26 protein-coding genes and 1 tRNA gene are annotated in these 23,960 nt (G+C 68.3%); 9 read left to right on the top strand and 18 right to left on the bottom strand.

Features of this window, described 5'->3' with window-relative positions; genetic code table 11:
- Window positions 1-255 precede the first annotated feature (255 nt).
- From GVN21_RS05590 to msrB, 9 genes are all read right to left on the bottom strand, one after another.
- The gene (locus GVN21_RS05590; RefSeq protein WP_166573739.1) at window positions 256-480 is read right to left on the bottom strand and encodes a hypothetical protein; all 225 of its coding nucleotides are present in this window, start codon (window positions 478-480) and stop codon (window positions 256-258) included.
- Window positions 481-505: 25 nt separating this feature from the next.
- Window positions 506-937, bottom strand: coding sequence for a GNAT family N-acetyltransferase (locus GVN21_RS05595; protein ID WP_166573740.1), 432 nt, complete (start codon window positions 935-937; stop codon window positions 506-508).
- Window positions 938-947: 10 nt separating this feature from the next.
- Complete coding sequence (locus GVN21_RS05600; RefSeq protein WP_166573741.1) at window positions 948-1,382, bottom strand: hypothetical protein; 435 nt, start codon at window positions 1,380-1,382, stop codon at window positions 948-950.
- Window positions 1,379-2,539, bottom strand: a complete 1,161-nt coding sequence (locus GVN21_RS05605) for an isovaleryl-CoA dehydrogenase (RefSeq protein ID WP_166573742.1) — start codon at window positions 2,537-2,539, stop codon at window positions 1,379-1,381. The genes GVN21_RS05600 and GVN21_RS05605 overlap by 4 nt, the downstream gene beginning before the upstream one ends.
- 95 nt (window positions 2,540-2,634) lie before the next feature.
- Entirely contained in the window at window positions 2,635-4,221 is a 1,587-nt protein-coding gene (locus GVN21_RS21150) for a lysozyme (RefSeq protein ID WP_205689948.1), read from the bottom strand.
- Window positions 4,222-4,328: 107 nt separating this feature from the next.
- Complete coding sequence (gene mgtE / locus GVN21_RS05615) at window positions 4,329-5,762, bottom strand: magnesium transporter (RefSeq protein ID WP_166573743.1); 1,434 nt, start codon at window positions 5,760-5,762, stop codon at window positions 4,329-4,331.
- 125 nt (window positions 5,763-5,887) lie between these two features.
- Window positions 5,888-5,972, bottom strand: a tRNA-Leu gene (locus GVN21_RS05620).
- Between the two features lie 53 nt (window positions 5,973-6,025).
- Window positions 6,026-6,589 carry a hypothetical protein gene (locus tag GVN21_RS05625; RefSeq protein WP_166573744.1) on the bottom strand — a complete coding sequence of 188 codons (564 nt, stop codon included), beginning with the start codon at window positions 6,587-6,589 and terminating at the stop codon, window positions 6,026-6,028.
- Between the two features lie 68 nt (window positions 6,590-6,657).
- Complete coding sequence (msrB, locus tag GVN21_RS05630; RefSeq protein WP_166573745.1) at window positions 6,658-7,134, bottom strand: peptide-methionine (R)-S-oxide reductase MsrB; 477 nt, start codon at window positions 7,132-7,134, stop codon at window positions 6,658-6,660.
- Window positions 7,135-7,194: 60 nt separating this feature from the next.
- Here msrB and GVN21_RS05635 point away from each other — a divergent pair, with 60 nt between their 5' ends.
- The 5 genes from GVN21_RS05635 (at window position 7,195) to GVN21_RS05655 (ending at window position 10,916) form a co-directional block, all read left to right on the top strand.
- Complete coding sequence (locus GVN21_RS05635; protein WP_166573746.1) at window positions 7,195-7,515, top strand: heavy metal-binding domain-containing protein; 321 nt, start codon at window positions 7,195-7,197, stop codon at window positions 7,513-7,515.
- Window positions 7,516-7,603: 88 nt separating this feature from the next.
- Window positions 7,604-9,574, top strand: coding sequence for an acetyl/propionyl/methylcrotonyl-CoA carboxylase subunit alpha (locus GVN21_RS05640; protein ID WP_166573747.1), 1,971 nt, complete (start codon window positions 7,604-7,606; stop codon window positions 9,572-9,574).
- Window positions 9,575-9,692: 118 nt separating this feature from the next.
- A complete protein-coding gene (locus GVN21_RS05645) occupies window positions 9,693-10,103 on the top strand; it encodes a DUF805 domain-containing protein (protein ID WP_166573748.1) in 411 nt (136 codons plus the stop codon).
- A gap of 40 nt (window positions 10,104-10,143) precedes the next feature.
- On the top strand, window positions 10,144-10,542 hold the full coding sequence (locus GVN21_RS05650) for a DUF805 domain-containing protein (RefSeq protein ID WP_166573749.1): 399 nt from the start codon (window positions 10,144-10,146) through the stop codon (window positions 10,540-10,542).
- Window positions 10,543-10,559: 17 nt separating this feature from the next.
- Window positions 10,560-10,916 (top strand): hypothetical protein, encoded by a 357-nt coding sequence (locus GVN21_RS05655; protein ID WP_166573750.1) that lies wholly within the window; start codon window positions 10,560-10,562, stop codon window positions 10,914-10,916.
- 3 nt (window positions 10,917-10,919) lie between these two features.
- On the opposite strand, the gene lipB is transcribed toward GVN21_RS05655, so the two are convergent.
- A complete protein-coding gene (gene lipB, locus GVN21_RS05660) occupies window positions 10,920-11,642 on the bottom strand; it encodes a lipoyl(octanoyl) transferase LipB (RefSeq protein WP_166573751.1) in 723 nt (240 codons plus the stop codon).
- A gap of 53 nt (window positions 11,643-11,695) precedes the next feature.
- On the opposite strand from lipB, the gene GVN21_RS05665 reads away from it, so the two are divergent.
- Window positions 11,696-11,947 carry a FliM/FliN family flagellar motor switch protein gene (locus GVN21_RS05665; RefSeq protein WP_166573752.1) on the top strand — a complete coding sequence of 84 codons (252 nt, stop codon included), beginning with the start codon at window positions 11,696-11,698 and terminating at the stop codon, window positions 11,945-11,947.
- Here the strand turns inward: GVN21_RS05665 and GVN21_RS05670 are convergent.
- The 4 genes from GVN21_RS05670 to GVN21_RS05685 form a co-directional block, all read right to left on the bottom strand.
- Complete coding sequence (locus tag GVN21_RS05670) at window positions 11,920-12,327, bottom strand: type II toxin-antitoxin system VapC family toxin (protein ID WP_166573843.1); 408 nt, start codon at window positions 12,325-12,327, stop codon at window positions 11,920-11,922. The genes GVN21_RS05665 and GVN21_RS05670 overlap by 28 nt on opposite strands.
- A complete protein-coding gene (locus GVN21_RS05675) occupies window positions 12,327-12,584 on the bottom strand; it encodes a type II toxin-antitoxin system VapB family antitoxin (RefSeq protein ID WP_166573753.1) in 258 nt (85 codons plus the stop codon). The genes GVN21_RS05670 and GVN21_RS05675 overlap by 1 nt, the downstream gene beginning before the upstream one ends.
- Window positions 12,585-12,639: 55 nt before the next feature.
- Entirely contained in the window at window positions 12,640-14,172 is a 1,533-nt protein-coding gene (locus GVN21_RS05680) for an acyl-CoA carboxylase subunit beta (RefSeq protein WP_166573754.1), read from the bottom strand.
- Window positions 14,173-14,256: 84 nt separating this feature from the next.
- The gene (locus tag GVN21_RS05685; protein WP_166573755.1) at window positions 14,257-14,985 is read right to left on the bottom strand and encodes an ATP12 family protein; all 729 of its coding nucleotides are present in this window, start codon (window positions 14,983-14,985) and stop codon (window positions 14,257-14,259) included.
- An 85-nt stretch (window positions 14,986-15,070) separates the two neighbouring features.
- Between GVN21_RS05685 and GVN21_RS05690 the strand changes: the two genes are divergently transcribed.
- Together GVN21_RS05690 and GVN21_RS05695 are read left to right on the top strand one after the other, a co-directional pair.
- Entirely contained in the window at window positions 15,071-16,483 is a 1,413-nt protein-coding gene (locus tag GVN21_RS05690) for a DUF1800 family protein (protein ID WP_240902774.1), read from the top strand.
- Window positions 16,480-17,703 carry a DUF1501 domain-containing protein gene (locus tag GVN21_RS05695; protein ID WP_166573757.1) on the top strand — a complete coding sequence of 408 codons (1,224 nt, stop codon included), beginning with the start codon at window positions 16,480-16,482 and terminating at the stop codon, window positions 17,701-17,703. The genes GVN21_RS05690 and GVN21_RS05695 overlap by 4 nt, the downstream gene beginning before the upstream one ends.
- Here the strand turns inward: GVN21_RS05695 and GVN21_RS05700 are convergent.
- From GVN21_RS05700 to GVN21_RS05715, 4 genes are read right to left on the bottom strand one after another with little or no spacing between them, the layout of a single operon-like run.
- Window positions 17,700-19,499: a putative 2OG-Fe(II) oxygenase gene (locus GVN21_RS05700; RefSeq protein WP_166573758.1), complete on the bottom strand. Its 1,800-nt coding sequence runs from the start codon at window positions 19,497-19,499 to the stop codon at window positions 17,700-17,702. The genes GVN21_RS05695 and GVN21_RS05700 overlap by 4 nt on opposite strands.
- The gene (locus GVN21_RS05705; RefSeq protein WP_166573759.1) at window positions 19,496-20,479 is read right to left on the bottom strand and encodes an RluA family pseudouridine synthase; all 984 of its coding nucleotides are present in this window, start codon (window positions 20,477-20,479) and stop codon (window positions 19,496-19,498) included. Before GVN21_RS05705 ends, GVN21_RS05700 begins: the two co-directional genes overlap by 4 nt.
- Window positions 20,476-20,859 (bottom strand): fluoride efflux transporter CrcB, encoded by a 384-nt coding sequence (gene crcB, locus GVN21_RS05710; RefSeq protein WP_166573760.1) that lies wholly within the window; start codon window positions 20,857-20,859, stop codon window positions 20,476-20,478. The genes GVN21_RS05705 and crcB overlap by 4 nt, the downstream gene beginning before the upstream one ends.
- Window positions 20,860-20,915: 56 nt before the next feature.
- A complete protein-coding gene (locus tag GVN21_RS05715) occupies window positions 20,916-22,595 on the bottom strand; it encodes a tetratricopeptide repeat protein (protein WP_166573761.1) in 1,680 nt (559 codons plus the stop codon).
- A 141-nt stretch (window positions 22,596-22,736) separates the two neighbouring features.
- Between GVN21_RS05715 and GVN21_RS05720 the strand changes: the two genes are divergently transcribed.
- Complete coding sequence (locus tag GVN21_RS05720; RefSeq protein WP_166573762.1) at window positions 22,737-23,951, top strand: hypothetical protein; 1,215 nt, start codon at window positions 22,737-22,739, stop codon at window positions 23,949-23,951.
- The last annotated feature ends 9 nt before the right edge of the window (window positions 23,952-23,960 follow it).

The following is a 23,960-nucleotide window of genomic DNA, read 5'->3' on the forward strand; positions in this document are numbered from 1 at the left end:
CCACAGGCGACGGAGAAATGCGGTGCTCCGCCACAACCCCTTTGCAAGACCGGGCGAGGCGCCCATATCCTGGGGGTCCTGTTAATCAGCTGAAAGGAGGTGATCCAGTGTCTCACCAAGAACACAAGGCTACCGCTCAAGGATCTACGAGCGGGGGGTATGCCCTCCTTTAAGCTTGGAAATCCGAGATGGCGGTAGACCGTCGTTTCAAGGTGTGGGGCCGGTTCTCGAAAGGGAGCCGGCCCTTTCCTTTTGTCAGCGCACCAGCGTCCAGATCCAGGCGGCGATCGAGCCCACGCCGACCAGAACGATCAGCAGCATCAGGAACTGGCCGATCATCCGGCCGATGCGCGGGCCGGCCGGGCCGTGTTCGGCGAGCTTGCGGCGGCGTTCGGCGTCGCGCTTGGCCTGGGCCTCGGCGCGCTTCTGATTTTCGCGGCGCTGCTCGAGGCTAACGATCTTGTCTTCATCGCGGGGCATGGGAGGGGTCTAGCGCAGCGCCCGCCTAGTCGTCCATCGCCCCGTCCCAGTCGTAGACCACAATGCCGCCGGTCTCCCGAGCGCCGGTGCGCCGGTAGAGGGCGCGGGCGGGGTCGCTGTCGACCTCGGTGGCCAGCCAGACGCCCTGGCAGCCGCGCTCGCGGGCCACGGTGATCATCTGCTCGATCAGGGCGGTGGCGATGCCGCGTCGCTGGTGGGTCTCGTCGACCCCGACCTCGGCGATGAAGAAGGCCGGCGGTTTGTCGGGGTGGAGCAGTTTGGCGCCGCTGACAAACCCGATCACGACCCCGCCGTCGATGGCGACCACGATCTCATGGTCCGGATGGGCCAGGAAGGCGGCCGTCTGGACCGGGTCGACCGGGCGGTCGAAGGCCTGGGAGCCGTTCAGCACCGCTTCGTCGCCAGGGCCGAGCCTCCGATAGGAAATGCCGTCCATTTGCCCCCCGCTACCAAATAAACAAGTCCGGGGCTCTCTTCACCGTCGGCCCGATCAGGTGGCGCGCGCACCGTTTAGGCAGCGTCAAGCTTGTCCGGCCACCGAACCATTCCTCGTAGGCAGCCCGCACCTCGGCGATCCTAGTCATCTGGTCGGGATCACTCGAGGGCCTGAACACGATGACGATCGCGCTGCACGGCTCATCCCGCCCCTCGCAACCAAGCAAAGTCATATCCTTCGCTTCGGACAGGCGAGAGGCGACCACTTCCCGCATGAAGGCCTCGCGCCTCGTTGGCGGCGCCTCCTCTGCCTTCGGGTGGATTTGCTCGATCGTTCCGCCCCACATGTCCGGCTTGGTCCAGCACGGGTCGCGCGGCGCAGCGGCCGCGATCGGACCGTGAACGAGGACAACGGCGGTCGTCAGCAGGACGAACGCCCGCCTCAACCCCCGACCAGCTCCCGGCCGATCAGGAACCGGCGGATCTCGTTGGTGCCGGCGCCGATGTCGTAGAGCTTGGCGTCGCGCAGGTAGCGTTCCACCGGCCATTCGCGGGTGTAGCCGGCGCCGCCGAGGGCCTGGATGGCTTCGCCCGCGACTTTCATGGCGTTCTCCGAGGCCAGCAGGATGGCGCCGGCGGCGTCGAAGCGGGTGGTCTTTCCGGCGTCACAGGCCCGGGCCACGGCGTAGACATAGGCGCGGGCGCTGTTGAGGGCGACATACATGTCGGCGACCTTGCCCTGCATCAGCTGGAAGCTGCCGATCGGTTTGCCGAACTGCTTGCGGTCGCGGACGTAGGGCAGGACGACGTCAAGGCAGGCCTGCATGATGCCGAGCGGGCCGGCGGACAGGACCGCCCGCTCATAGTCGAGGCCGCTCATCAGCACGCCGACGCCGCCATTCAGCGGGCCCATGATGTTCTCTTCCGGGACTTCGCAGTCCTCGAACACCAGCTCGGCGGTGTCCGACCCGCGCATGCCCATCTTGTCGAGCTTCCTGGAGACGCTGAAGCCCTTCATCCCCTTCTCGATAAGGAAGGCGGTGATGCCCCGGCTGGCCCCCTCGGGGTCGGTCTTGGCGTACACGACCAGAGTGTCGGCGTGGGGGGCGTTGGTGATCCAGAACTTCGTGCCGTTGAGAATGTAGCGGTCACCATGGCGGTCGGCGCGCAGCTTCATCGAGACGACGTCGGAGCCCGAGCCCGCCTCGCTCATCGCCAGGGAGCCGACGTGCTCGCCGCTGATCAGCTTGGGCAGGTAGCGGTGCTTCTGCTCGGGCGTGGCCCAGCGGCGGATCTGGTTGATGCAGAGGTTGGAGTGGGCGCCGTAACTGAGGCCGATGCTGGCGGAGGCGCGGGACACCTCCTCCATGGCCACGACGTGCTCAAGATAGCCAAGGCCGAGCCCGCCGTACTCCTCCTCCACCGTGATGCCGTGCAGGCCGAGCTCGCCCATCTCGGGCCAAAGCTCGCGGGGGAAATGGTTGTCGCGGTCGATGTCGGCCGCCATCGGGGCGATGCGGTCGGCGGCGAAGCGGGCGGTGGTTTCGCGGATCGCCTCGGCGGTCTCGCCAAGGCCGAAGTCCATCTGGGGGGAGTGCGTCATGGGGCGCAAATAGCACGACGCCCCGCAGGTCTGCGAGACCTACGGGGCGCCAACGCTTACGCTACGCTACGCTTACTGCCCCCAACAGGCGCGCCCTACTCGGCGGCCCGATCCTCTTCCTCGTCTTCGAGGCGCGGCATGCCTAGGCTTTCCAGCCAGCGCCAGGCCGAGAACAGCATCACCCCGCCGCCAGTGATCCCAAGGCCCCAGGCCACGGCGGTGGAGACCAAGTTGCCGGTGTCGTCGAAATAGCCCCAGGCGACGCCACCGCCGCAGACCGCCGCGCCGACCAAGCCGCCGATGATCCAGGGCAGGCCGACGATGCGGGCTTCCTCCAGCGGGGCGCCGTCCATATCCGGGTCGAAGTTGGCGGCCAGGACGCGTTCGTCCTCCTCGACGAGACGACGGATGTGGTCTTCGCTGAGCAGGCCCTGGCTGCGGACCGGGGCCATCTCCGGCTCGAACGGCTGGCTGGAGATATCGAACAGGCCGGGCTCGGACTCGTTGGCCGCTTCGAACTTGAAGGGATCGCGCTGTTGCTCGGCGGCGGTCGGTGCCGGCTCCTGCTCGGGCGCGGGCGTCAGGACGAAGGCGCGATCACCGGCCACGGCCAGGGCCGGCGCCGCCGGGAACGGGGTGTAGCTGGCCGGCTGCTCAGGCAGAGCCTCGACCGGGGCCGGCGGCGGCGGGAAGGCCAGGGCGTCGGCGGCCGGAACGGGCGTCGGAGTCGCAGCGGTGCGCACGATCTCCAGCACCGGGTCGTCCCGGTCGGAATAGGCATCACCCTGGTCGTCTTCGTCGGCATCTGGGCCTTCGACGACGCCTTCCAGCGGCGCGGTAGAGGGCGACCAGGCCAGGCTCTCGTCGGCGGTCTGGGACGCGACCGGCTCGACGACCTCAACCACCGGCTCGGGGGCGATCATCGACTCGTCGATGGCCATGGCCGCGACCGGCTCAGGCGCGGCTTGCGGCGCCGGCTCGGAAGTCGGTTCCGGCACGATCTGCGCAAGCTTGGCGCCGACCAGATCGGCGGCGCTCAGTACGGCGCTGCTGGCCAGGGGGATGACGCCGGCGCCGGAGTGGGCCCTGGGCTGTTCGCGCTCGACGACGGCCTTTTCACCGGTCATCGGAGCCTTCAGGGCGGTCGGGGTCTGGCGCGGGATGGCGTTGACGGCGTCGTAGTCGACCTTGGGCCGCACGATCGGCGACGGCGCCGGCACCCAGCCGCCGGCCGGGGTCAGGAACAGGGTCTTCTCGGCCGAGCGGCGTCGGACCAGGGCGTCCACGACGATACGCTCGCCCTCGAAGTCGGCCTTGCGCCACATCTCCATCGCGCACGCCGCTTGCAGCAGGCTGCCCTCATTGACCCGGCGCAGGACGCTCGAGCGCTTGAAGTTGTCCACCCCAACGTTGAAGGCGAAGCAGCAGAGGGCGTCGAACTGGTTCTGGGTGAGCGGCGTGAAGGTCTGCTCGTTGACCGCGTGGGCTACGGCGATCAGGTCGTAGAGCAGCAACGCCTCGGCGTCCTGTTCCGAGACCTGTGCGCCCTCGCGAGCGGTCAGGGTGTGACCAAATCCGATCGTCCAGCGGCCGTCGGGCAGCTGGGCCGCTTTGGAGCGGTAGCCTTCGAACTTCTTGATGAGTTCGACGGCGGCTTTGGAGACCTGATGACGGGGTTTCATGCCCATTGTGACCCAAATTGAAACGAGCGCCGATGCGTTCCAGTACCCCCGGGCAAGATAGGGGCCGGTTTCGCCTCCGACGCTTACGCGCACTCGATGACGGCAGCTTACAGGAGAATCAGGCCCGCCAGCCCCAGGAAGGACAGGAAACCCATGAAATCAGTCAGGAAGGTGACAAAAACCGAGGATGAAACCGCCGGATCGCGTCCCAGACGATCAAGCACAATGGGCACCAGCACCCCGGCCAGGGCCGCGATGAATAGGTTGATGATCAGGGCCAGGCCGATCGTCAGGCTCAGTTTGGGATCGTGGAAGAAGACATAGACGGCGAGCGCCATGATCGCCGCCAGGGTCAGGCCGCTGATCAGCCCTGCGCCCAGCTCCCGCAGCACGATCCGCAGGGCGTTGGAGGCGTTGAGCTCCCGGCTGGCCAGGGCCCGCACGGCCACGGCCAGGGACTGGGTGCCGGCGTTCCCGCCCAGTGAGGCGACAATGGGCATCAGGATGGCCAGGGTGACCATCTTGCCGATCTCCTCCTGGAAGCCGCCAATAACGCTGGCGGCGGTCGCCGCGGTGATGGTGTTGACCGCCAGCCAGGGCAGGCGCGAGCGGGCAATGCCCCAGATGGTGGCATCGCGACCGGCGTCGCTGACCCCGGCCAGCGCCAGGATGTCTTCCTCTGTCTCTTCCTGGATGACCCCGACAATATCGTCGACGGTGATCTGGCCCACCAGCCGGCCGCCGCTATCGATCACCGGGGCGCTGATCAGGTGATACTTGTCGAAGATGTAGGCGACCTCTTCCTGGTCCATCCCGACGTCGATCTCGGTGACCGGCTCCATGATCTCGGCCAGCGGCTGCTCCCGGTTGGCGCGAAGCAGGCGGCTCACCGGCACGGCCCCGGTCGGCTTGTGGGCCGGATCAATGACATAGACGTCGAAGAACAGCTCCGGCAGGTCATCGCTGGAGGAGCGGATGTGGTCGATCGTCTGGCCGACGGTCCAGAAGCTGGGCGCGGCCATCAGGTCGCGCTGCATCAGCCGGCCGGCGCTCTCGTCCTCGTACTTGAGGGCGCTGACGATGGCGTCACGCTCCTCGTGATCCATGGCGGCCAGCACCTGGGCCCGCTTGTCGTCCTCCAGGTCCTCGACCAGGTCGACGGCGTCGTCGCTGTCCATCTCTTCCAGGGCGCGGGCCAGGGTGGTGCTGGGCACCGACTCCATGATCTCTTCGCGCAGGTTGGTGTCGAGTTCGGACAGCACCTCGCCGAGGGTCTCGGGATCGAGCTGGGGAATCACCTGCTCGCGGTAGTCGGCGGACAGGAAGCCCATCAGGTCGGCGACGTCTTCCGAACGCAGCGCCCCGACCAGCTCGCGCAGCCGGTCATCGTCGCCCCGATCGGCGGCGTCGATCACCAGTTCGACGTATTCGGGATTGAGAGCGTAGTCGTCGCCCAGCGCGAGGTCTTCGAGATCCTCGGGAATATCGACGATGGAGGGGATTTCCAGCTCTTCGGTCAGGTCGGCGTGTTCCCGGGTCATGGGGGCCTCCTGGCTGAAGTTGGGCGTCGTTACGGCGCTAGCTTAGTCCCTGATTCACGTGTGCGGTCGAGACGCAGCGAGCGCCGCGACCGATCCCTCCACGATATCCATCCTGCGAAGCAGGATGGTGCGGTCGAGAAGACTCGAACTTCCACGGGTTGCCCCACAGCGACCTCAACGCTGCGCGTCTACCAATTCCGCCACGACCGCTCGTGGTGAGGCGCGGGGGTTAGCAAAAGCAGGCTGGCAAGCCAAGCGATATGTCAGTCCACGCCGAAAGCCGCGACAACTTGGTTGCCACCGCCGGCGCCGCCCCAGCCCCAGGAGTTGTTACCGAGCTTGGGGGCGATGGCGAGGGCGTATTCACCGGCGGCCAGGGGTTCAGCCGGAGCAAGCGTCCAGCCGGCGTCGCCCCGCGTGGCGGTGAAGGCGACCGCCGCCTGGTTTTTCACGTTGCGGGTGCCGTATCCGAGCGGGTTGACCTTGCCGGTGGTAAGCCGACGCGTGTTCTTCACCGCCGTCAGCCGGAACAGGCCAAAGCGAAGCTGGGGATCGATGTCGGCCGGTTCGGTGCTGCTGAACGCCAAATCGTCGGCGGTCTTGAACCGGGTCGGGCTTGCGGCGCCGGCGAGTTCGTAGAAGACGTCGGCCCCGCCGTAGCCCATGGCCTTCATCTGCTGCTTGAACTTGGCCGTCTGGACTTCCAGCGAAGCCGCAGCTCCGTTGGCGCTGACCCCGAACGGCGGGGCGGCGGCCGGTTTGGCGGCGAACACCGGCCCGGCCGCAAGCGCGGCTGTCGACGTCAGGATAAAGGCGCGGCGGTTCATGGCGATACTCCCTGGGATGAGAGCAACCTGATCTGTTTCGAAGGGGTCCGCGCCCTCCGGATGGGGGGCTAAAGCTTGTCCCCTCGCCCGAGCGGGTCACGTAACGGCTCCCCCTGCCCCACGAACTCCAGAGAGACCGAGTTGATGCAATAGCGCAGCCGCGTCGGCGGCGGGCCGTCGGGGAAGACGTGGCCCTGGTGGCTGTCGCAGCGGCCGCAGCGGGTCTCGATGCGGCGCATGCCGTAGCTGTTGTCCTCGACGCCGCGCACATGCGCCGGATCGATGGGCGCATAGAAGCTGGGCCAGCCGGTGCCGCTCTCGAACTTGGTTTCGAACTTGAACAGCGGCAGGCCGCAAAGCCGGCAGCAGTAGGCGCCGGGCCGCTTCTCGCCCAGCAGGCCGCCGCAGAACGGGGCTTCGGTGCCGTGGTGGAGCAGGACCTCCCGCTCCTCCTGGTTCAGATCGGCCTCCAGGGCCTTTCGTTCGGCCTCGTCGGGTGGGGTCAGGTCGAAACCGAGGGCGGAGCGGGTGGCGGTCTGGGTCATGACCACCAATCTAAGGCGTGCGGGCCCGTCCGCAATCATACCTTAGGGAGAGACTTCGCCGTGATCACCTCCACCACCCCCACCGTCCCCGGCCGCGAGGTTGTCGAGAGCCTGGGTGTCGTTACCGGCGAGGCCATCATCGGCGCCCACATCTTCCGCGACTTCTTCGCCGGGATCACCAACATCATCGGCGGCCGCGCCGGCGGCTATGAGAAGGCCTTGCGGCAGGCGCGCGACATCGCCATCCAGGAAATGTGCGATGAAGCCCGTTCGCGCGGGGGCGAAGCGGTGATCGGCGTCGATCTCGACTATGAGGCGCTGGGGACTGACAACGGCATGCTGATGGTCAGCGCCAGTGGCACGGCCGTTAGACTCGGTTAGGCTCACCTAGCGTCGCCGTTGCCAAGGCCGTCCGGGCGGTCTAACCCCCACGCGCAAGAATGATGCGCGCAAGGGGTTCATCGGCCTGATGTTTTCGAAGATTCTGATCGCCAACCGCGGCGAGATCGCCGTCCGTGTCATCAAGACCTGCCGCCGGATGGGCATCAAGACCGTGGTGGTCTACTCCGAGGCTGACGCCGACAGCATGGCTGTCGAGATGGCCGATGAGAGCGTCTTCATCGGTCCGGCGCCCGCCGCCCAGTCCTATCTGGTGGCCGACAAGATCATTGCCGCCTGTCGGGAGACCGGCGCGGAAGCCGTGCACCCCGGCTTCGGCTTCCTGTCGGAGAACGCCGGCTTCGCTCAGCGCTGCGCCGATGAGGGCATCGTCTTCATCGGCCCCAACCCCGGCGCCATCCAGGCGATGGGCGACAAGATCGAGAGCAAGAAGTTCGCCCAGGCGGCCGGCGTCTCCTGCGTGCCTGGCCATATCGGCGAGATTGACGATACCGAACACGCCGTCCGCATCTCCGAGGAGATCGGCTATCCGGTGATGATCAAGGCCTCCGCCGGCGGCGGCGGCAAGGGCATCCGGGTGGCGCATAACCGCAAGGATGTCGAGGAAGGCTTCCCGGCCGTGCGCGCCGAAGCCAAGGCCAGCTTCGGCGACGACCGCATCTTCATCGAGAAGTTCATCGTCAGCCCGCGCCATATCGAGATCCAGGTGCTGGGCGACAAGCATGGCAACGTTGTCCACCTGTTCGAGCGGGAGTGCTCGATCCAGCGGCGGAACCAGAAGGTTATCGAGGAGGCCCCCTCCCCGCTGCTCGACCAGAAGACCCGCGACGCCATGGGCGCCCAGGCCGTGGCGTTGGCGAAGGCGGTGAACTACGACAGCGCCGGGACGGTGGAATTCGTCGCCGGCCAGGACAAGAGCTTCTTCTTCCTGGAAATGAACACCCGCCTGCAGGTGGAGCATCCGGTCAGCGAGCTGATCACCGGGCTGGACCTGGTCGAGCAGATGATCCGCTCGGCCTATGGCGAGGCGCTGGCCTTCAAGCAGAAGGACCTGAAGATCAACGGCTGGGCTATCGAAAGCCGGATCTACGCCGAAGACCCCTATCGCAAGTTCCTGCCCTCGATCGGGCGGCTGGTCCGCTACGACCCGCCGGTCGAAGGCGAGCATGACGGCTATGTCGTGCGGAACGACGCCGGGGTGCGCGAGGGCGACGAGATCTCGATGTTCTACGATCCGATGATCTCCAAGCTCTGCACCTGGGGCAAGACGCGGGAAGCGGCCATCGACGGCATGGGCCGGGCGCTGGAAGATTTCCACATCGAGGGACTGGGCCAGAACGTGCCGTTCCTGGCTGCGGTCATGGACCATCCCCGGTTCCGGTCGGGCAAACTGGCCACCAGCTTCATTGCCGACGAGTATCCCGAAGGCTTCCTGGGCGCGCCGCCGAGCGACGAGACGCTGGACGTCCTGACCGCCGCCGCTTCGGCGATGCACCAGATCCAGGTGTCGCGGATCGGCGCCAGCAAGCGCGGCGACTGGGTGGTGGTGATCGGTCATCGGCAGATCCCCATCCGACTGGACGCCACCGACGATGGCATGACCATCGCCCTGGGTGATCGCAGCCTGGAGCTGACCGACCTGGCCTGGCGTCCGGGACAGCCGCTGCTACGCGGTAAGCTGGACGGCAAGGCCTTCACCGTGACGGTCAAGCCGGCAGCCGAAGGGTTCGTCATCCGTCACCGGGCGACCAGCACGAAAGTACTGGTGCTGACCCCCCGCTCGGCCGAGCTGCACACCAAGCTGCCGGAGCGCAAGCCGGCCGACACCTCCAAGATGATCATCAGCCCGATGCCGGGCCTGGTGGTATCGATGGACGTCGAGCTGGGCCAGCAGGTGCGCGAGGGTGAGGTGGTCTGCGTCATCGAGGCGATGAAGATGCAGAACATCATCCGCGCCGAACGTGACGGGGTGGTCAAGGCCGTCTCGGCCAAGGGCGGCGACAGCGTGGCGGCCGATGAGGTGCTGGTGGAGTTCGCCTGACGGGCGATCTGTGGCGGCCGGGTAACAGGCCGCGACAACCTGCCGCGACTGTCGGCTACCCTCCTGATCAAAAGCCCCGGTTCCGCGTTATTGTGAATAGGCAGGCGGGGTTGAGGCGATGGGCGTTCCACATCTCTACAGTCTGGAGGGACGGATCGGGCGACGCGAGTTCGCGCTGACCGTGATCGGCATCCTGTTCGCCACCTACTTCGCCACCTTCCTGCTGATCGTGATCGGCGGCGCCGGGTTCGCCAGCATGACCGGCGTGCGGGGCCTGGGCGAGGCGGCGGCCAAGCTGGCCGGCTGCCTGGTGGCGGCCCATGCGCTGTGGACGCTGAACGCGGCGGCCGTGAAGCGCTGTCACGACCGTGGCCTGTCAGGCTGGATGCTGATGTTCGCCATGCCGCCGCTGATCGGCCAGATCTGGCTGTGCCTCAGCCTGATCACCGGACCGGGGGATGCCGAGGACAACCGCTTCGGCGAACCGCCGCGCAGCGCCGACCTTTCCCGCGACCCCGCCCTCGCCTAGATAGGACAGGAGCGGCCGAAGGGCCTGGCGGGTGAGTCGGATGAACGGGCAACTGAACTTCGCGGAGCTGTTCTTCTCCTCGACCGGACGGTTGGGGCGCACGCCCTTCGTGATCGCCGGCGCGGCGGTCCTGGCCATTGCCTACCTCTACCTGTGGATCGTGCCCGGCGTGGTTCAGTGGTTCACCGGCTGGGTCGTCTATCCCGCCCTGCTGATCGCCGGCTGTTGCCTGTTGGCCAAGCGGTTGCATGACCGGGGTCGGTCGGGTTGGTGGGCCGGCATCGTGATTGTCGCCTTCGTGGCTGTCTGGCCGTTGCCAGAACACTTCTTCGACTTCATCTTCGCGGCCATTGTGGTCTGGGCGGTGGTCGAGCTGGGCGTCATGCCCGGCGAGGCCGGCGCCAACCGCTTTGGGCCGAGCCCCCTCAAAACAGCCTGATCTTTGGAGCTTAATCGATGCGTTTCGTCCTGATCCCCGCCCTGGCTCTCGCCCTGGCCGCCGGCGCCGCTGTCGCCGCTGACCCGCTGAGCCCCGAGGCCGAAGCCGGCCTGGCCATCGCCAAGCAGTACGCCAAGTCCGACAAGATCAAGTTCCGCAAGGTGAAGGTCGGCGCCGACGGCAACGTCTGCGGCCTAGCCAGCATCGGCAGCGACCGCGACACCGAGTTCATGGTCAACCCGACCGAACAGACCCTCTGGATCTATGAAGACGCCAAGGAGCCCTATTCGGACTTCGGCTATGGCGAAAAGATCCTCCGCAGCGCCGACCGTCCGGCGTTCGGCAAGTGGAAGGCCTGCCAGTCCGGCAAGTAAGGCTCAGATCGGCGCCGCCGTCTCGGCGACGGCGCCGAACACCTTCTCGAAACTCCGCTTCAACGCCGCATCGGCCTCGTCCATCGTCACCGGCAGGCCGAGGTCGACCAGGCTGGTCACCCCGTGCTCGGTCACACCGCAGGGCACGATGCCGTCGAAGTGCGACAGGTCGGGTTCGACGTTCAAACTGATGCCATGGAAGCTGACCCAGCGGCGCAGCTTCACCCCGATGGCGGCGATCTTGTCCTCTCGCGCCCAGCCCGGCCCCTTGCGCTCGACCCAGACGCCGACGCGGCCCTCGCGCACTTCTCCCTCCACGTTGAAGGCGCCAAGCGCCCCGATCACCCAGGCCTCCAGCGCCGCCACGAAGGCCCGCACGTCGCGTTTGCGGTGGGTAAGGTCAAGCATCACATAGGCCACCCGCTGGCCAGGCCCGTGATAGGTGTACTGCCCTCCCCGGCCGCTCTCGAACACCGGGAACCGCTCGGGCTCGATCAGGTCCGAGGCCTTGGCCGAAACCCCGGCGGTGTAGAGCGGCGGATGCTCCAGCAGCCAGATCAGTTCGCTCGCCGTCCCATCGGCAATGGCCGCCGCGCGGGCTTCCATCGCGGCGACCGCCTCGGCATAGCCCACCGGCCCGCGCGACACCGCCCAGCCCGCAGGCGCGCCGTCGTCGCGTCCGAAAATCGGCGCCGAAACCTCGGGACTTAACAGGTGATCAAGCATGTTCCCGTCAATGTGGGGGCTGCGCGGACTTCGCGCGAGGGATTGGGCGTTCTGTGAGCCAGGTCAAGTCGGTCAACGTTGAGATTTCCGTGGTCCTGGGCCGCTCCCAGCTGCCTATGGCCCAGCTGTTGCGCATGGGCCGCGGCGCGGTCATCCCCCTGGACGCCAAGGCAACCGACGAAGTCTGGATCCTGGCCAACAATCACCCGGTCGCCCGCGGCGAAATCCAGATCAACGAAGACAAGATCAGCATCGCCGTGACGCGGGCCGCGGATGTTTATGACTTTATGGCCGGTGGTGGGTAAGCCGCCCTTATGTCCGTGAGGGCAAAGTCATTGCCCTTGTAGAGCAATGGTCCATTGAGAGTTTTCGCTGTGGCGTAAGCAAAGCAATCGCCCATGTTCAGGGCTGCGGGATGGCGACCTTTTCCGAAGCGCCGCCAAGCTGCCCAAGCTAGCTCCAGTTCCAGCGGGCCGACGGGAGCGATCCTGACAGCGCCAGCATCGAGGAGATCCTCCAAAACTGAACTGGCCTCTGGCAGACGGCGCGCGACTGTAACCCTCGCCTCCCAAAGGTTCAGCGCTGAAATGGAGGTATTCGCCTCCGCCAAAAGCAGGTTCCGATAGTCCTCGCCTTCAGACTCTCTGAGGCAGATTGCGCACAGCGCCGAGGCATCGACGACCATCACGCTGGAAGACCATCCTCGTCATAAAGCTCGTCGATCAGCTCGTTACAGGAAGGGCCGGACGGAACCTTCAGTCGATCAATCCGAGCGAAAACGGCCTTCAGACGGGCTTCTCGCTCGTCCTGCTCCGATGGCGTTGCCTTCGCCGCGTAATCTTCCAGCGCCGCTCTCACCACTTCGGTGATGGGCTTGCGATGTCGAGCCGCGAGTTCGCGAGCGAGCTTGTCCGTATCGGGATCGCGAATGCTGAGGGTCATTGTATGACTCCGAACGAAACGAAGTCATACAGATAGCATCTCGGCCCCCAAATCGCTACAGCGGGATGTTGTCGTGCTTCTTCCAGGGGTTGGACAGCTCCTTGCCCCGCAAGCTGCGGAACGCCCGCACCAGTCGCCGACGTGTGCCGTGCGGCATGATCACGTCGTCGATGTAGCCGCGGCTCGCCGCCACGAATGGGTTGGCGAAGCGGGCTTTGTAGTCGGCTTCCTTTTCGGCGATCTTTTCCGGGTCGCCGATGTCGGCGCGGAAGATGATCTCGACGGCCCCCTTGGAGCCCATGACGGCAATCTCGGCGGTCGGCCAGGCGTAGTTGACGTCGCCGCGCAGGTGTTTGGAGCTCATCACGTCGTAGGCGCCGCCGTAGGCCTTGCGGGTGATCAGCGTGACCTTCGGGACGGTGGCTTCGGCGTAGGCGAACAGCAGCTTGGCGCCGTGTTTGATCAAGCCGCCGTACTCTTGCTTGGTGCCCGGCATGAAGCCCGGCACGTCGACCAGGGTCAGGATCGGGATGTTGAAGGCGTCGCAGAAGCGGACGAAGCGGGCCGCCTTGCGGCTGCTGTCGATGTCCAGGACGCCGGCCAGGACCTGCGGCTGGTTGGCGACGATGCCGATCGTCTCCCCGTCCATGCGGGCGAAGCCGCAGACGATGTTCTTGGCCCACTCACTTGAAATTTCGAAGAAATCGGCCTCATCGACAATCTTGAGGATCAATTCCTTGATGTCGTAGGGCTTGTTCGGGTTGGCCGGCACCAGGGTGTCGAGGCTGGGTTCAGCCCGGTCGCCCGGATCGAAGCTTTCGCGGATCGGCGCATCCTCGCGGTTCGAGGAGGGCAGGAAGTCGATCAGGCGGCGAACCTGGGTGAGGGCCTCCAGGTCGTTGTCGAACGCCCCCTCGGCGACGCCGGACTTGGCGGCATGGACACGGGCGCCGCCCAGGTCCTCGTGGCTGACCGTCTCGTTGGTGACCGTCTTCACCACGTCCGGGCCGGTCACGTACATGTAGGAGGTGTCCTTCACCATGAAGATGAAGTCGGTCATAGCCGGCGAATAGACGTCGCCGCCCGCGCAGGGGCCCATGATCACGCTGATCTGCGGGATCACGCCGCTGCTGAGCACATTCTCGAGGAAGATGTCGGCATAGCCGGCCAGGCTGTCGACACCCTCCTGGATGCGGGCGCCGCCGGCGTCGAACAGGCCGATGATCGGGGCGCCGACCTTGGCCGCCTGGCGCTGGACCTTGACGATCTTCTGGGCGTGGGCGCCCGACAGCGAGCCGCCGAAGACGGTGAAATCCTTGGAGAAGACGAAGACCACCTTGCCGTTGATGGTGCCCCAGCCGGTGACCACGCCGTCGCCGGCGATCTTCTGGTCCTGCATGCCGAAGTCGTGGCTGCGGTGCTCGACGAACATGTCGAACTCTTCGAACGAATCCTCATCGAGCAGCAGGTCGATCCGCTCGCGGGCGGTCAGCTTGCCCTTGGCGTGCTGGCTGGCGATGCGGCGCTCGCCGCCACCGGCCCGGGCCTGTTCGCGCCGACGCTCAAGCTCTTCGAGGATGTCCTTCACGCGCCCATCTCCATCAATCTGTCAGGGCACGGGTTAAAGGGCGCACGGGTACGGCGCAAGCGTCCCGCTAGGTCAGCCGAAAGGTCAGCGAAGGGCCGCGAACCAAGCGCCGATCATGGCGGCCTCGGCGCGCAGCTTCTGGGTCCGCTCGGCGGCCTCCTCGTCGACGCCCCACTGGCTTTCCTGCCAGGCTTCATCGAGACGGGAGAGGTTGTAGGCCTGCTCTCCGGTCAACTCACCCCGCTGCACCGCCAGGGCCAGAAGGGCCGAGCCGAACAGGGGCGTGGCATGGGCCACGCCGATCAGGTGGAAGTCGTCGAGAGCAAGGGCGTGGGTCTTGATCGTCGACAGGGTCTGCGGATCCTGTGGGCAATGAACGATCCCGGTCGCCCGCTTCATCTGCACGCCCAGCTCCCGCTCCGCCCATTGAAGCATCGGCTCCCAGGCCGCCGTCTGCTGGGCAAACAGCTGGGCCGGCGCATCGGCGAAGTAGCAGAGGACGTCGGAGCCGGCATATCGGGCCACCTCATCGGCGAGGCCCTCGCGCGCCGCCGCCGCCTTTTCAATGGCGGTGAAGGCGAGGCGCGTCGCCGGCATCGCGGCCAGCAGGATGAACTCCCCCTGCCCCGCCCATTCGGCCGCCGTCAGTTCGGCCAGGCCCTGGGTCGGCAGCACCAAGGGAAAGCCGCCAGGGCTCTTGGGCGAGCGGCCGTCCAGGCGCACCGCGAAGCCTTCCTCTGCGGCCTCAACCGTGACGGACTTGTAGAACCGCCTCGCGGTCTGCACGGTGTCATCGGGGCCCTTCAGCGCCATGCTTGCTCCTTCATCGCGACGGAAGCGCGCCGCGAGGGCGTGGAAGTGGGGCAAGCCGGCGTTTGTTGCAAGGAGGCGAAAGCCCTTGGCCCTTTCCAAAGAGATGCGAGCGGCGATCGCGGCCACCCGGTTCGGCCTCGGCGCCCGGCCCGGCGAACTGGCCGAGGCGGCCGGCGATCCCCAGGGCTGGCTGGCGGGCCAGATCGTCGGTCGGGGCGCGGACCTGGCCCTTCCCAACACCGACCTCAGCGCCAGGCGGGTTCACGACCTGCGCGAATTTCGCCAAGACCGCCGCCAGATGCGCCAGCAGGAAGCCGGCATGGGCGAGGACGACGTCTCGCCCGAACGCGATCCGGTCCGCCGCGCCGGCCGGATGATCCGTGAAACCGGGGCGGAAGACTTCCTCGAACGGGCCCGCCTGGCCGCCACCACACCGGCATCGTTCCGGGAGCGTTGGGCCCTGTTCTGGTGCAACCACTTCACGGTGTCGGGGATCAAGCTGGCCACCGCCACCACGGTCGGCCCCTTTGAACGGGAAGCGATCCGTCCGCGGGTATTCGGTCGCTTCGAGGACATGCTGATCGCCTCGACCGCCCATCCGGGCATGCTGCTCTACCTCGACCAGGCCCAGTCGATCGGCCCCAACACCCAGGCCGCCAAGTTCATGAGCCGACGGCCGCAAGCCCAGCGCCTGGGCGGCCTGAACGAAAACCTGGCCCGGGAGATCCTGGAACTGCACACCGTCGGTGTGAACGGCGGCTACACACAGGCCGACGTCACCGAGTTCGCCTATTGCCTGACCGGCTGGAGCGTCGGCGGTCCGCGCGAGCGTCAACGATCCGGCTACTTCGTCTTCCGTGAGGCGGCCCACGAACCCGGTCCCCGCACGGTGTTGGGCAAACGCTATCCGGACGACGGGGTGAACCAGGCCGCGGCGGTGATGAAGGACCTGGCGGCGCACCCGAAGACCGCCCGCTTCGTCTGCACCAAGATCGCCCGCCACTTCGTCTCCGACACTCCCTCCCCGGCCCTGGTCGCCGACCTGGAGAAGGCCTGGCTGGCCACTGGCGGAGACCTGGCCCAGGTGGCCCGCGCCCTGATCGCCTCGCCCCCCGCCTGGGCCCCCGAGCCGTCCAAGTTCAAGACGCCCTATGAGTTCGTCATCTCCAGTTACCGCGCCATCGGCGGCCAGCCGGCGGCCATCGAGCACCTGGGCATGCTGGCGGGCCTCGGCCAGCGGCCCTTCGCCCCGCCCTCTCCCAAGGGCTGGCCGGACGAGGCGGCGCACTGGGCGGCGCCGGACGCCATCGTCAAACGGATGAACTGGGCCGAAGCCTTCTCCGCCGTGATCGCCCCGACCCGCGACCCTGACGCCATCGCCAGACTGGCCCTCGGGCCCAGGCTGACCGAGCCCGTCGCCAAGGCCGTGGCCCGCGCCGAATCGCGGCCCGAGGCCATGTCCCTGCTTCTGATGTCTCCGGAGTTCCAGCGCCGATGAGCACGCTCAATCTCGATCGCCGCGCCCTGCTCGCCTCCGGCCTGGCGCTGAGTTTTCTGGGCGCCGGTGCGCGCGCGGCCGAGCCGGCCGGCAAGAAGCTGGTCGTCGTGGTCTGCCGGGGCGGCATGGACGGCCTCAGCGTCAGCCCACCGGTGGGCGACCCGGAGTATGAGGGCCTGCGCCGCGCCATCGCCATTCCGGGCGATGCGACGCTGGAGCTCGACTCCACCTTCGGCCTGCACCCGGCCCTGGCGGGGATGCACGCCCTGGCGATGAAGGGCGAGGCCCGCATCGTCCCGGCCCTGGCCAGCCCCGACCGCGCCCGCTCCCACTTCGAGGCCCAGGACGTGCTGGAGACCGGTGCGGCGGGCGTCTATTCCACCGACAGCGGCTGGCTGAACCGCGCTGTCCAGGCGATGAACGCCGACCGCAAGACCGGCGCCCTGTCGGTCGGCGCCACGGCCCCGCTGATCCTGCGCGGCCCCGCCCAGGCCGGTTCCTGGTCGCCGGGCCGCGTCGGCGAGGGCAGCCCGCGCCTGCCCAGCCTGTTGAGCGACCTCTACGCGTCCGACCCCCTGCTGGGGCCCGCTTTCGCCCGGGGGCTCGAGACCGAGGCGATGGCCGAGACCGCTACCGGGGGCATGGCGGTCCAGGGAGGTGGCGGGATGTACGGCGGCGGCGGGGCTGAGGGGCTCGTCCGCCAGGGCCAGACCGCCGCCAAGGGTATCGGCAAGGCTGTGGCTGGCTTCATGACCCAGGCCGGCGGGCCGCAGGTCGTCGCCCTGTCGGCCGACGGCTTCGACACCCACGCCAACCAGGGCGCCGCCCAGGGCCAGTTGGCCAACCGCCTGCTCTATCTCGACGCCCTGGCTGATGGGATGCGCGAGGGGCTGGGCGCGGACTGGTCCAACACCATCGTGGTCTTCGCCACCGAGTTCGGTCGAACCGCCCGCGTCAACGGCACCAACGGCACCGACCACGGCACCGGCTCCACCGGCCTGCTGATCGGCGGGGCGTTGAAGAAGGGCGGCATCGTCGGCGACTGGCCGACCCTGAAGGCCGCCAGCCTCTACGAGGGTCGCGACCTGCGCCCGACGGTCGACAGCCGGGCGCTCTTCAAGGGCCTGTTGCTTGACCACATGGGTGTCGACCGCCGTGTGCTGGACGCCAAGGTGTTCCCGGACAGCGCCGCGGTCGCCCCGATCGCCGGTCTCGCCTAGGCCGGAACCACATCGAAGGCGATCGTCAGGCGCGGCTCGTCTCCGTCGAACGCATCGGTGCCGTGCCACATGTAGGCGGGGAACAGGGCTAGCAGGCCGGGCTGCGGCCGGACGCGGTGTTCCGCCTCCAGCTCGGGCCGGGTCGGGGTGCCGGGCATGCCGAAGCGCAGGGCGCCCTGGTCGCCGTCCGACACCTTCGTCGGCACCGACACGTAGAAGGCCGAGGAGATCCAGCCCTTGTGGTGCAGGTGGTCCACATGGTGGCCGCCCGGTCGCAGGCGGATCGACCAGGAGCCGGCCAGCCTGTAGCCGTCGGTGATCCGGCTGCGGACCGGATCGTCGCCCTGGCCCAGCGCGGCGATATAGGCGCGGATCGGCGCGTCCACGGCCTTGAAGAACGCCTTGATGGCCGGATGCTCGCTGCGCTCCAGCCGCACATTGGTCTGGGTGCCGCCGCGCAGGGACTGGCCGATGGGGTGGGCCTCGTGGCCGTGCAGGGCGGTCAGCGCCTCCGTCAGGTCGGCCAGGTAGCTGGCCAGGTCCGGCCAGCCCTCCGGCGTGTCGATCACGGCGGTGCGAACCAGGGAGTCGTAGTCGTGCAGCGGGCGATACCGCGGGTCGTCCTTCAGCCGCCAGGCCGTGGCTTGCAGCGCCAGGCCGTGCTGGTCGAGCGGGGCCAGCTTGCGGATGCGGCCGGCGGTCAGCTCGGCGCCGTCGATGTCGCCTGCGGCCAGCTGGGCCTGGGCCAGGGTGGCCAGGCCGAAAGTGTCGCGGGGGGCGCGGCCCACGGCCTGGGCGGCCAGGGTGGCGGCCTGCAGCCGGTCAGAGCCCAGCAACACCTGGGAGGCGGCGCAGAGCATGTAGTTGGGTGCGCCCGGCAGGTTGGCCGCCTCGCCCAGCACCTTGCGGGCGCCGTCGAGGTCGCCAACGTATTCCAGCAGCTTGCCCTTGACCACGGTCAGCGGTGAGAACCCCTGCGCCTTCGACAGAGCCTCTTCGACCCGCGCCAGGGCGGCGCCGACATCGCCGGTGCGCATCCAGATCAGTTGCGACAGGTCGCGGTGGGCGCCCGGGTGCTGCGGATCGTGGGTCAGGGCGGTTTCAAAGGCTTGCTGGGCCTCGGCCAGGGCGTCGCGGGCGACCAGGGCCTGGCCCAGCACCTGCCAGAGCGATGGCGAATTGGGTTGCAGCGCCAGCGCCTCGCGCGCCGCCGCCTCGCCCGCCTCGATATCGCCGGCGATGACCAGGGCCAGGGCCAAGTTATGGATCGCCTGGGCCGAGCCGTTCGAGGCGGCCACCGCCTCGCGATAGTCGGCCAGGGCCGCCGGCGTGTCGCCAAGCTCGGTGTTGGCCTGGGCGCGCATGGTCGAGAGGCCAGGCTCACGGCCCCCGGCCAGGCCACGATCGAGCACCGGAATGGCCTCGGCCGACTTGCCGGTGTCGATCAGATACTGCGCCAGGCTCATGGTCGAGGGCAGGAAGTGCGGGTCGCGCCCATGCGCCTCGCGCCAGGCGGCGGCGGCTTCATCCACCCTGTCCAGCTCGTACAGCAACTCGCCGAGCGCGGCCAACGGCTGCGGCCCGGCAGGATCGACGGCGGCTGTGCGGCGCAGGGCCGTCTCGGCGCTGGCGGTGTCGCCGCGCATCTGGGCGATGGTGGCGCGATACCACCAGACGCGCGGCGCGTCGGGCAGCTCGCGGGCCACCCGCTCCAGCACCTCGGCCGCTTCGGCCGCGCGTCCGCCCTGCAGGTGATATTCAACGGTGTTCAGAAGGCGGGCCTGATCGGGCGTCAACGCTTGGGTCTCCGAGTAAAGGGGTCGTCTTCGGCCTCAGATTCATGGAAGCCGAACCGCTCGAAGCCGAGGCGCAGCTCGGCGCTGATCGGGGCGGTGATGTCGAGCAGGCCGCCGCTGGGGTGCGGGCAGACCAGCCTGCGAGCGTGCAGCTGCAGCTTGATGCCGTTGCTCAGCTCGGCGCTTTTCTCGTTGCCGTACTTGGGATCGCCCAGGATCGGGTGGCCGATGGCCTGCATATGAGCGCGCAGTTGGTGGGTGCGGCCGGTGTGGGGGCGCAGGGCCATCCAGGCGGCGCGGTGAGCGGCGCGGGACAGGGTGACGTATTCCGTCTCGGCGGGGTCGGCGCGAGGGTCCTTGGGATCAGCGGCGACCACCAGCTCGCGGTCGCCGACGCCGGTCTTCATCAGGGGCAGTTCGATGACACCCTCGGCCGGCTTGGGATTGCCGACCACAACGGCCCAGTAGGTCTTCTTCGCCTTGCGCCGGGCGAAGGCGCCCGACAGCTTGGCCGCCGCGCCGGGGCTCTTGCCCAGCACCAGCACCCCTGAGGTGTCCCGGTCCAACCGGTGGACCAGGCGTGGCCGCTCCAGCCCCTCGCCCCAGGCCGACAACAGCCGGTCGATGTGATGCGGCGTCTTGGTGCCGCCCTGCACGGCCAGGCCGGCCGGCTTGTTCAGGGCGATGACCTCGTCGTCTTCGTAGAGGACCAGGCTGCGCACATAGCTGGCGTCGCGGTCGCTGATCTTCTTCTTTTCGCCGGGATCAGGCGCGTCGGGCAGCGGAGGCACACGCACGATGGCCCCGGCGCTCAGCCGGCTGTCGGCCTTGGCCCGGGCGCCGTCGACGCGGATCTGGCCGGTACGGGCCAGCTTCTGGATCTGCACCTGGCCAAGGTGCGGCCAACGGCGGCGCAGCCAGCGGTCCAACCGCGTGCCGTCCTCGCCGTCGGCGACCACCAGGGTTTTGACTTCCTTCATCCCGCCAGTCTCCGCGCCAGGGCGAGCCCCGCGAACAACGCCGACACCGACAGGATCACCGAGGCCAGCACATAGAAGAAGGCGTCGGCCAAAGCCCGCCGTTCGATCATCAACGCCGCCTCCAGGGAGAAGGCGGAAAAGGTGGTGAACCCGCCCAGGAATCCGACCCCGATCAGCAGGCGCACCTTATCCTGGTCCGCCCCGCCGCGATGCGCCAGCACCCCGACCAGGAGCCCCATCAGCAACCCGCCGACCACATTGACGATCATCGTCCCCCAAGGCCAGCCGCCGCCCGCCCAGCGCATGGCCGCCAGACCGGTCAGATACCGGGCCGCCGACCCCACCGCCCCGCCGGCGGCCACCAGAAGCAGCTTGTCCATCGGCGCCTTATAGCCGAGGACGCCGCCAACGCATCCCTTCACTGATGGTCCGCGCCTCATAGTGGATCGACGTCGAACGCGATGGTCAGCCGTTCCTCCCCAGCCTCGAACGGCTCGGTGCCGTGCCACATGTAGGCGGGGAACAGAGCCAGCAGGCCGGGCTCCGGCTTGACCCAGTGCTCCGCCTCCACCGGCGGGCTGGTGGCGATGCCCGGCTTTCCAAACCGCAGCCAGCCGGCGCGTCCGCCCGCCTCCACCTCGGCCGGAAGCGCGACGTAGAAGGCCGAGGAGATCCACGCCTTGTGCATGTGATCGACATGCCGTCCGCCGGGACTGAGCCGCACGGACCAGGAGCGAGCGATGCGGTGGGGGGTCGCCGCCGTCCTGCCCTCGCGGGCGTCGAGCATGGCGACGTGGGCGGCGATAGGGGCCTGCACGGCCTGGAAAAAGGCGCGGATGGCCGGCTCGTCGCTCTCGGACAGGGTCTTGTTGGTCTGGGTGCCGCCGCGCAGGGACTGGCCGACGGGGTGAGCCTTGCCGTCGTGCAGTCCCCGCAGGGCCGCCGCGAGGTCGGCGAGATAGGCCTCAAGGCTGGGCCAGCCCGGGGGCGTGTCGATCCGCCGCGTCGAGACCAGGCCTGGGTAGTCGTAGGCGTCGCGATAGCGGAGATCGTCGGTCAGTCGCCAGACCAGCCGCTGGAGCGAGCGGCCGTGCTCGTCTTCCGGCGCCAGGGCGAGCAACTGTTCGACGGCGTCCCGCGCCTCGTCCGGCCGGCCATCGGCCAGCAGGGCCTCGGCCAGGGCCGACAGGGCGAACGGGTCGTCAGGCTGGGCGGCCAGCGCCCTTCTGGCGAGATCAGCGCCTTCGCGGGGCGGAGCCAGCCGGGCGGCGGCGCTGAGCACCAGGGACGGCGCGTCCGGCCGGGCGGCGGGCCCAGCCAGCACCGCCGCGGCGGCCTCAGGCTGCTGAGCGTATTCCAGGAGCCGCGCCTTCAACACCAGCAGGCCAGGCTGGCCCGGCGACCTGGCCAAGACCGCGTCGATGGCGGCGGTTGCGGCGCCCACGTCCCCGGTTCGCGCCCAGACCAGATAGCCCAGCTCGCGGTGGAGGCCTTCATGGTCCGGCCAATGCGCCAATCCCTCGCGGAACGTCGCCTCCGCCGCATCCAGTCTCCCCTGGACCCTTTGGCCGTGGCCGATCAGCAGCTGTACCTCCGGACGTCGCAGGCCGGCGGCCAGGGCCCGGCGGGCGGCCCCTTCCGTCTCCGGCCCGCGATTGAGGCTGCCGGCCGCCATGGCCAGGTCGTATTCCAGACCGGCGACGCCCGGCGTTGCCCGCGCCGCCTCGGCGAAGTCGTCGGCCGCCGCCTCCATCCGCCCCAGCGTGCGCCATACCCGCCCTCTCGTCGCCAGCAGCCGTGGGTCGCGCCGCGCCGCCAGGACCGGCTCCAGCATGGCGATGGCCTCCTCGCCTCGATCGAGCGAGGCCAGCAGATCGGCCAGGGCCGCCCAGCCGTTGGGCCGCTCGGGGTCCAGCCGGGCCACCTGCCGAAAGGCCGCCTCGGCGCCGCCTGCGTCACCGGCCATGCCGTAGGCGTTGCCCAGCGCCCACCAGATCGCCGGATTGTCGGGAACCGCCGCCGCCAGTGGGCGCAGGATGGCCAAGGCCTCTCCGGGCGCTCCGGCGCGCAGGCGGCCCTCGGCCCGCTCGAAACCGCGCTTCTGGTCAAGATTCATCGCCGCCTTTTAGCCGAGTCCGGCAAGTCCCGTCAGGCGGTTAACCTCAACAGCCCATATTGAGGGCATACACCCGCTGTTAAGCGGAGAATGCCGATACTGCGACAAGTTGTCATTGCTGCCGCTTTGAGCCTGTCCCGAGTGCCCCCTCCCCAAGACCGCATCGCCGCCACCGATGTCGCCTCCATCCTAGAACGGGTGGCCGGGGCGGAATTGGCCGCGCGCGGCGCGATCAACATCATCAGTGTCGAGGCGGTCCGCGCCGAGCTCGGCGAACGCTGGGAACGCAACCGCGCCGGCGTCTGGTCCTATGTCCAGAAGCGGATGGCCGAGCACCTTCAACCCGGCGATCTGTTCCAGCGGATCGGCGACACCGAATTCCTAGTCGCCATGACCAGCGAGGAGGGCGCAGCCGCCCAGGGGCTGACCTTGCGCATCCTCGAAGAAGTGCTGACCCACTTCCTGGGCGAGGCCTCGCCGGCCCATATGCGGATCCGCACGGTCACCTCGATCACCGGGGAGGAGCTGCATTGCGCGCCCCTTGATCCACAATCCGTTGCCGCCCCACGCCGCAAGGAGCCGGCGGCGACCCAGGTCGCCACGGTGATCAGCCCGATCGAGGAGGCCAGGCGCAACCCCGTCAGCTTCGTCACCGCAAACGGCGCCCGGCTCGAAATGAGGTTCGCGGTCGAGCAGGTGGTCAGCCTTCGCCATCAGGTGACCGCTGCCCTTCGCATCGAACCGACGGTCACCGACCTGTCTTCTGGGCGCGTGATCCCGTCCCGCGCCCTGTCCAAACTGACTGACGCGGAACTGAGCCGCATCGACGAAGCGACCATCGACTACGGCGCCCTGTACCTGGCGGCGACCGCCGAGCGATCCCGCACCCCGCTGATCCTGCCCGCCTCCTATCGGACCATGATGGCCAGCAAGGGCCGGGGCCTGCTGATCGCCGCCGCCGCCAAGGCGCCGGACAGCATCCGCACCGGACTGTTGGTCGAGCTGGTCGATGTCGATCGCGGCACGCCGCACGGCCGCCTGATCGAGATCGTCGGCCTGCTGCGCACCCTGACGCGCGGGGTCTTCGTGCGCGGAGGTCTGGCCAAGGACACCCTGGAGCCGCTTCGCGGCGCACGCCTGGCCGGGGTGACACTGGACGCCAGCGACATGGCGGGCGAGCCCTCGCGGCTGGCCGGCGCCCTTATCGACTTCGGCCGCCAGGCCAAGGGGCTGGCCCCCGCCCTGGCCTGCCAGGGACTCCCCAGCTCGGACTATTTCCCGGTCGCCGAGGTGGCGGGGATGACCCATGCGGCGGTGCGGGTGGAGCCCGTCACGCCGGCTCGGTCTGCCGCCTAGAGCGCGTTC

This window comes from Caulobacter sp. SLTY, from assembly GCF_009905535.1.
In the GTDB taxonomy this organism is placed as follows: domain Bacteria; phylum Pseudomonadota; class Alphaproteobacteria; order Caulobacterales; family Caulobacteraceae; genus Caulobacter.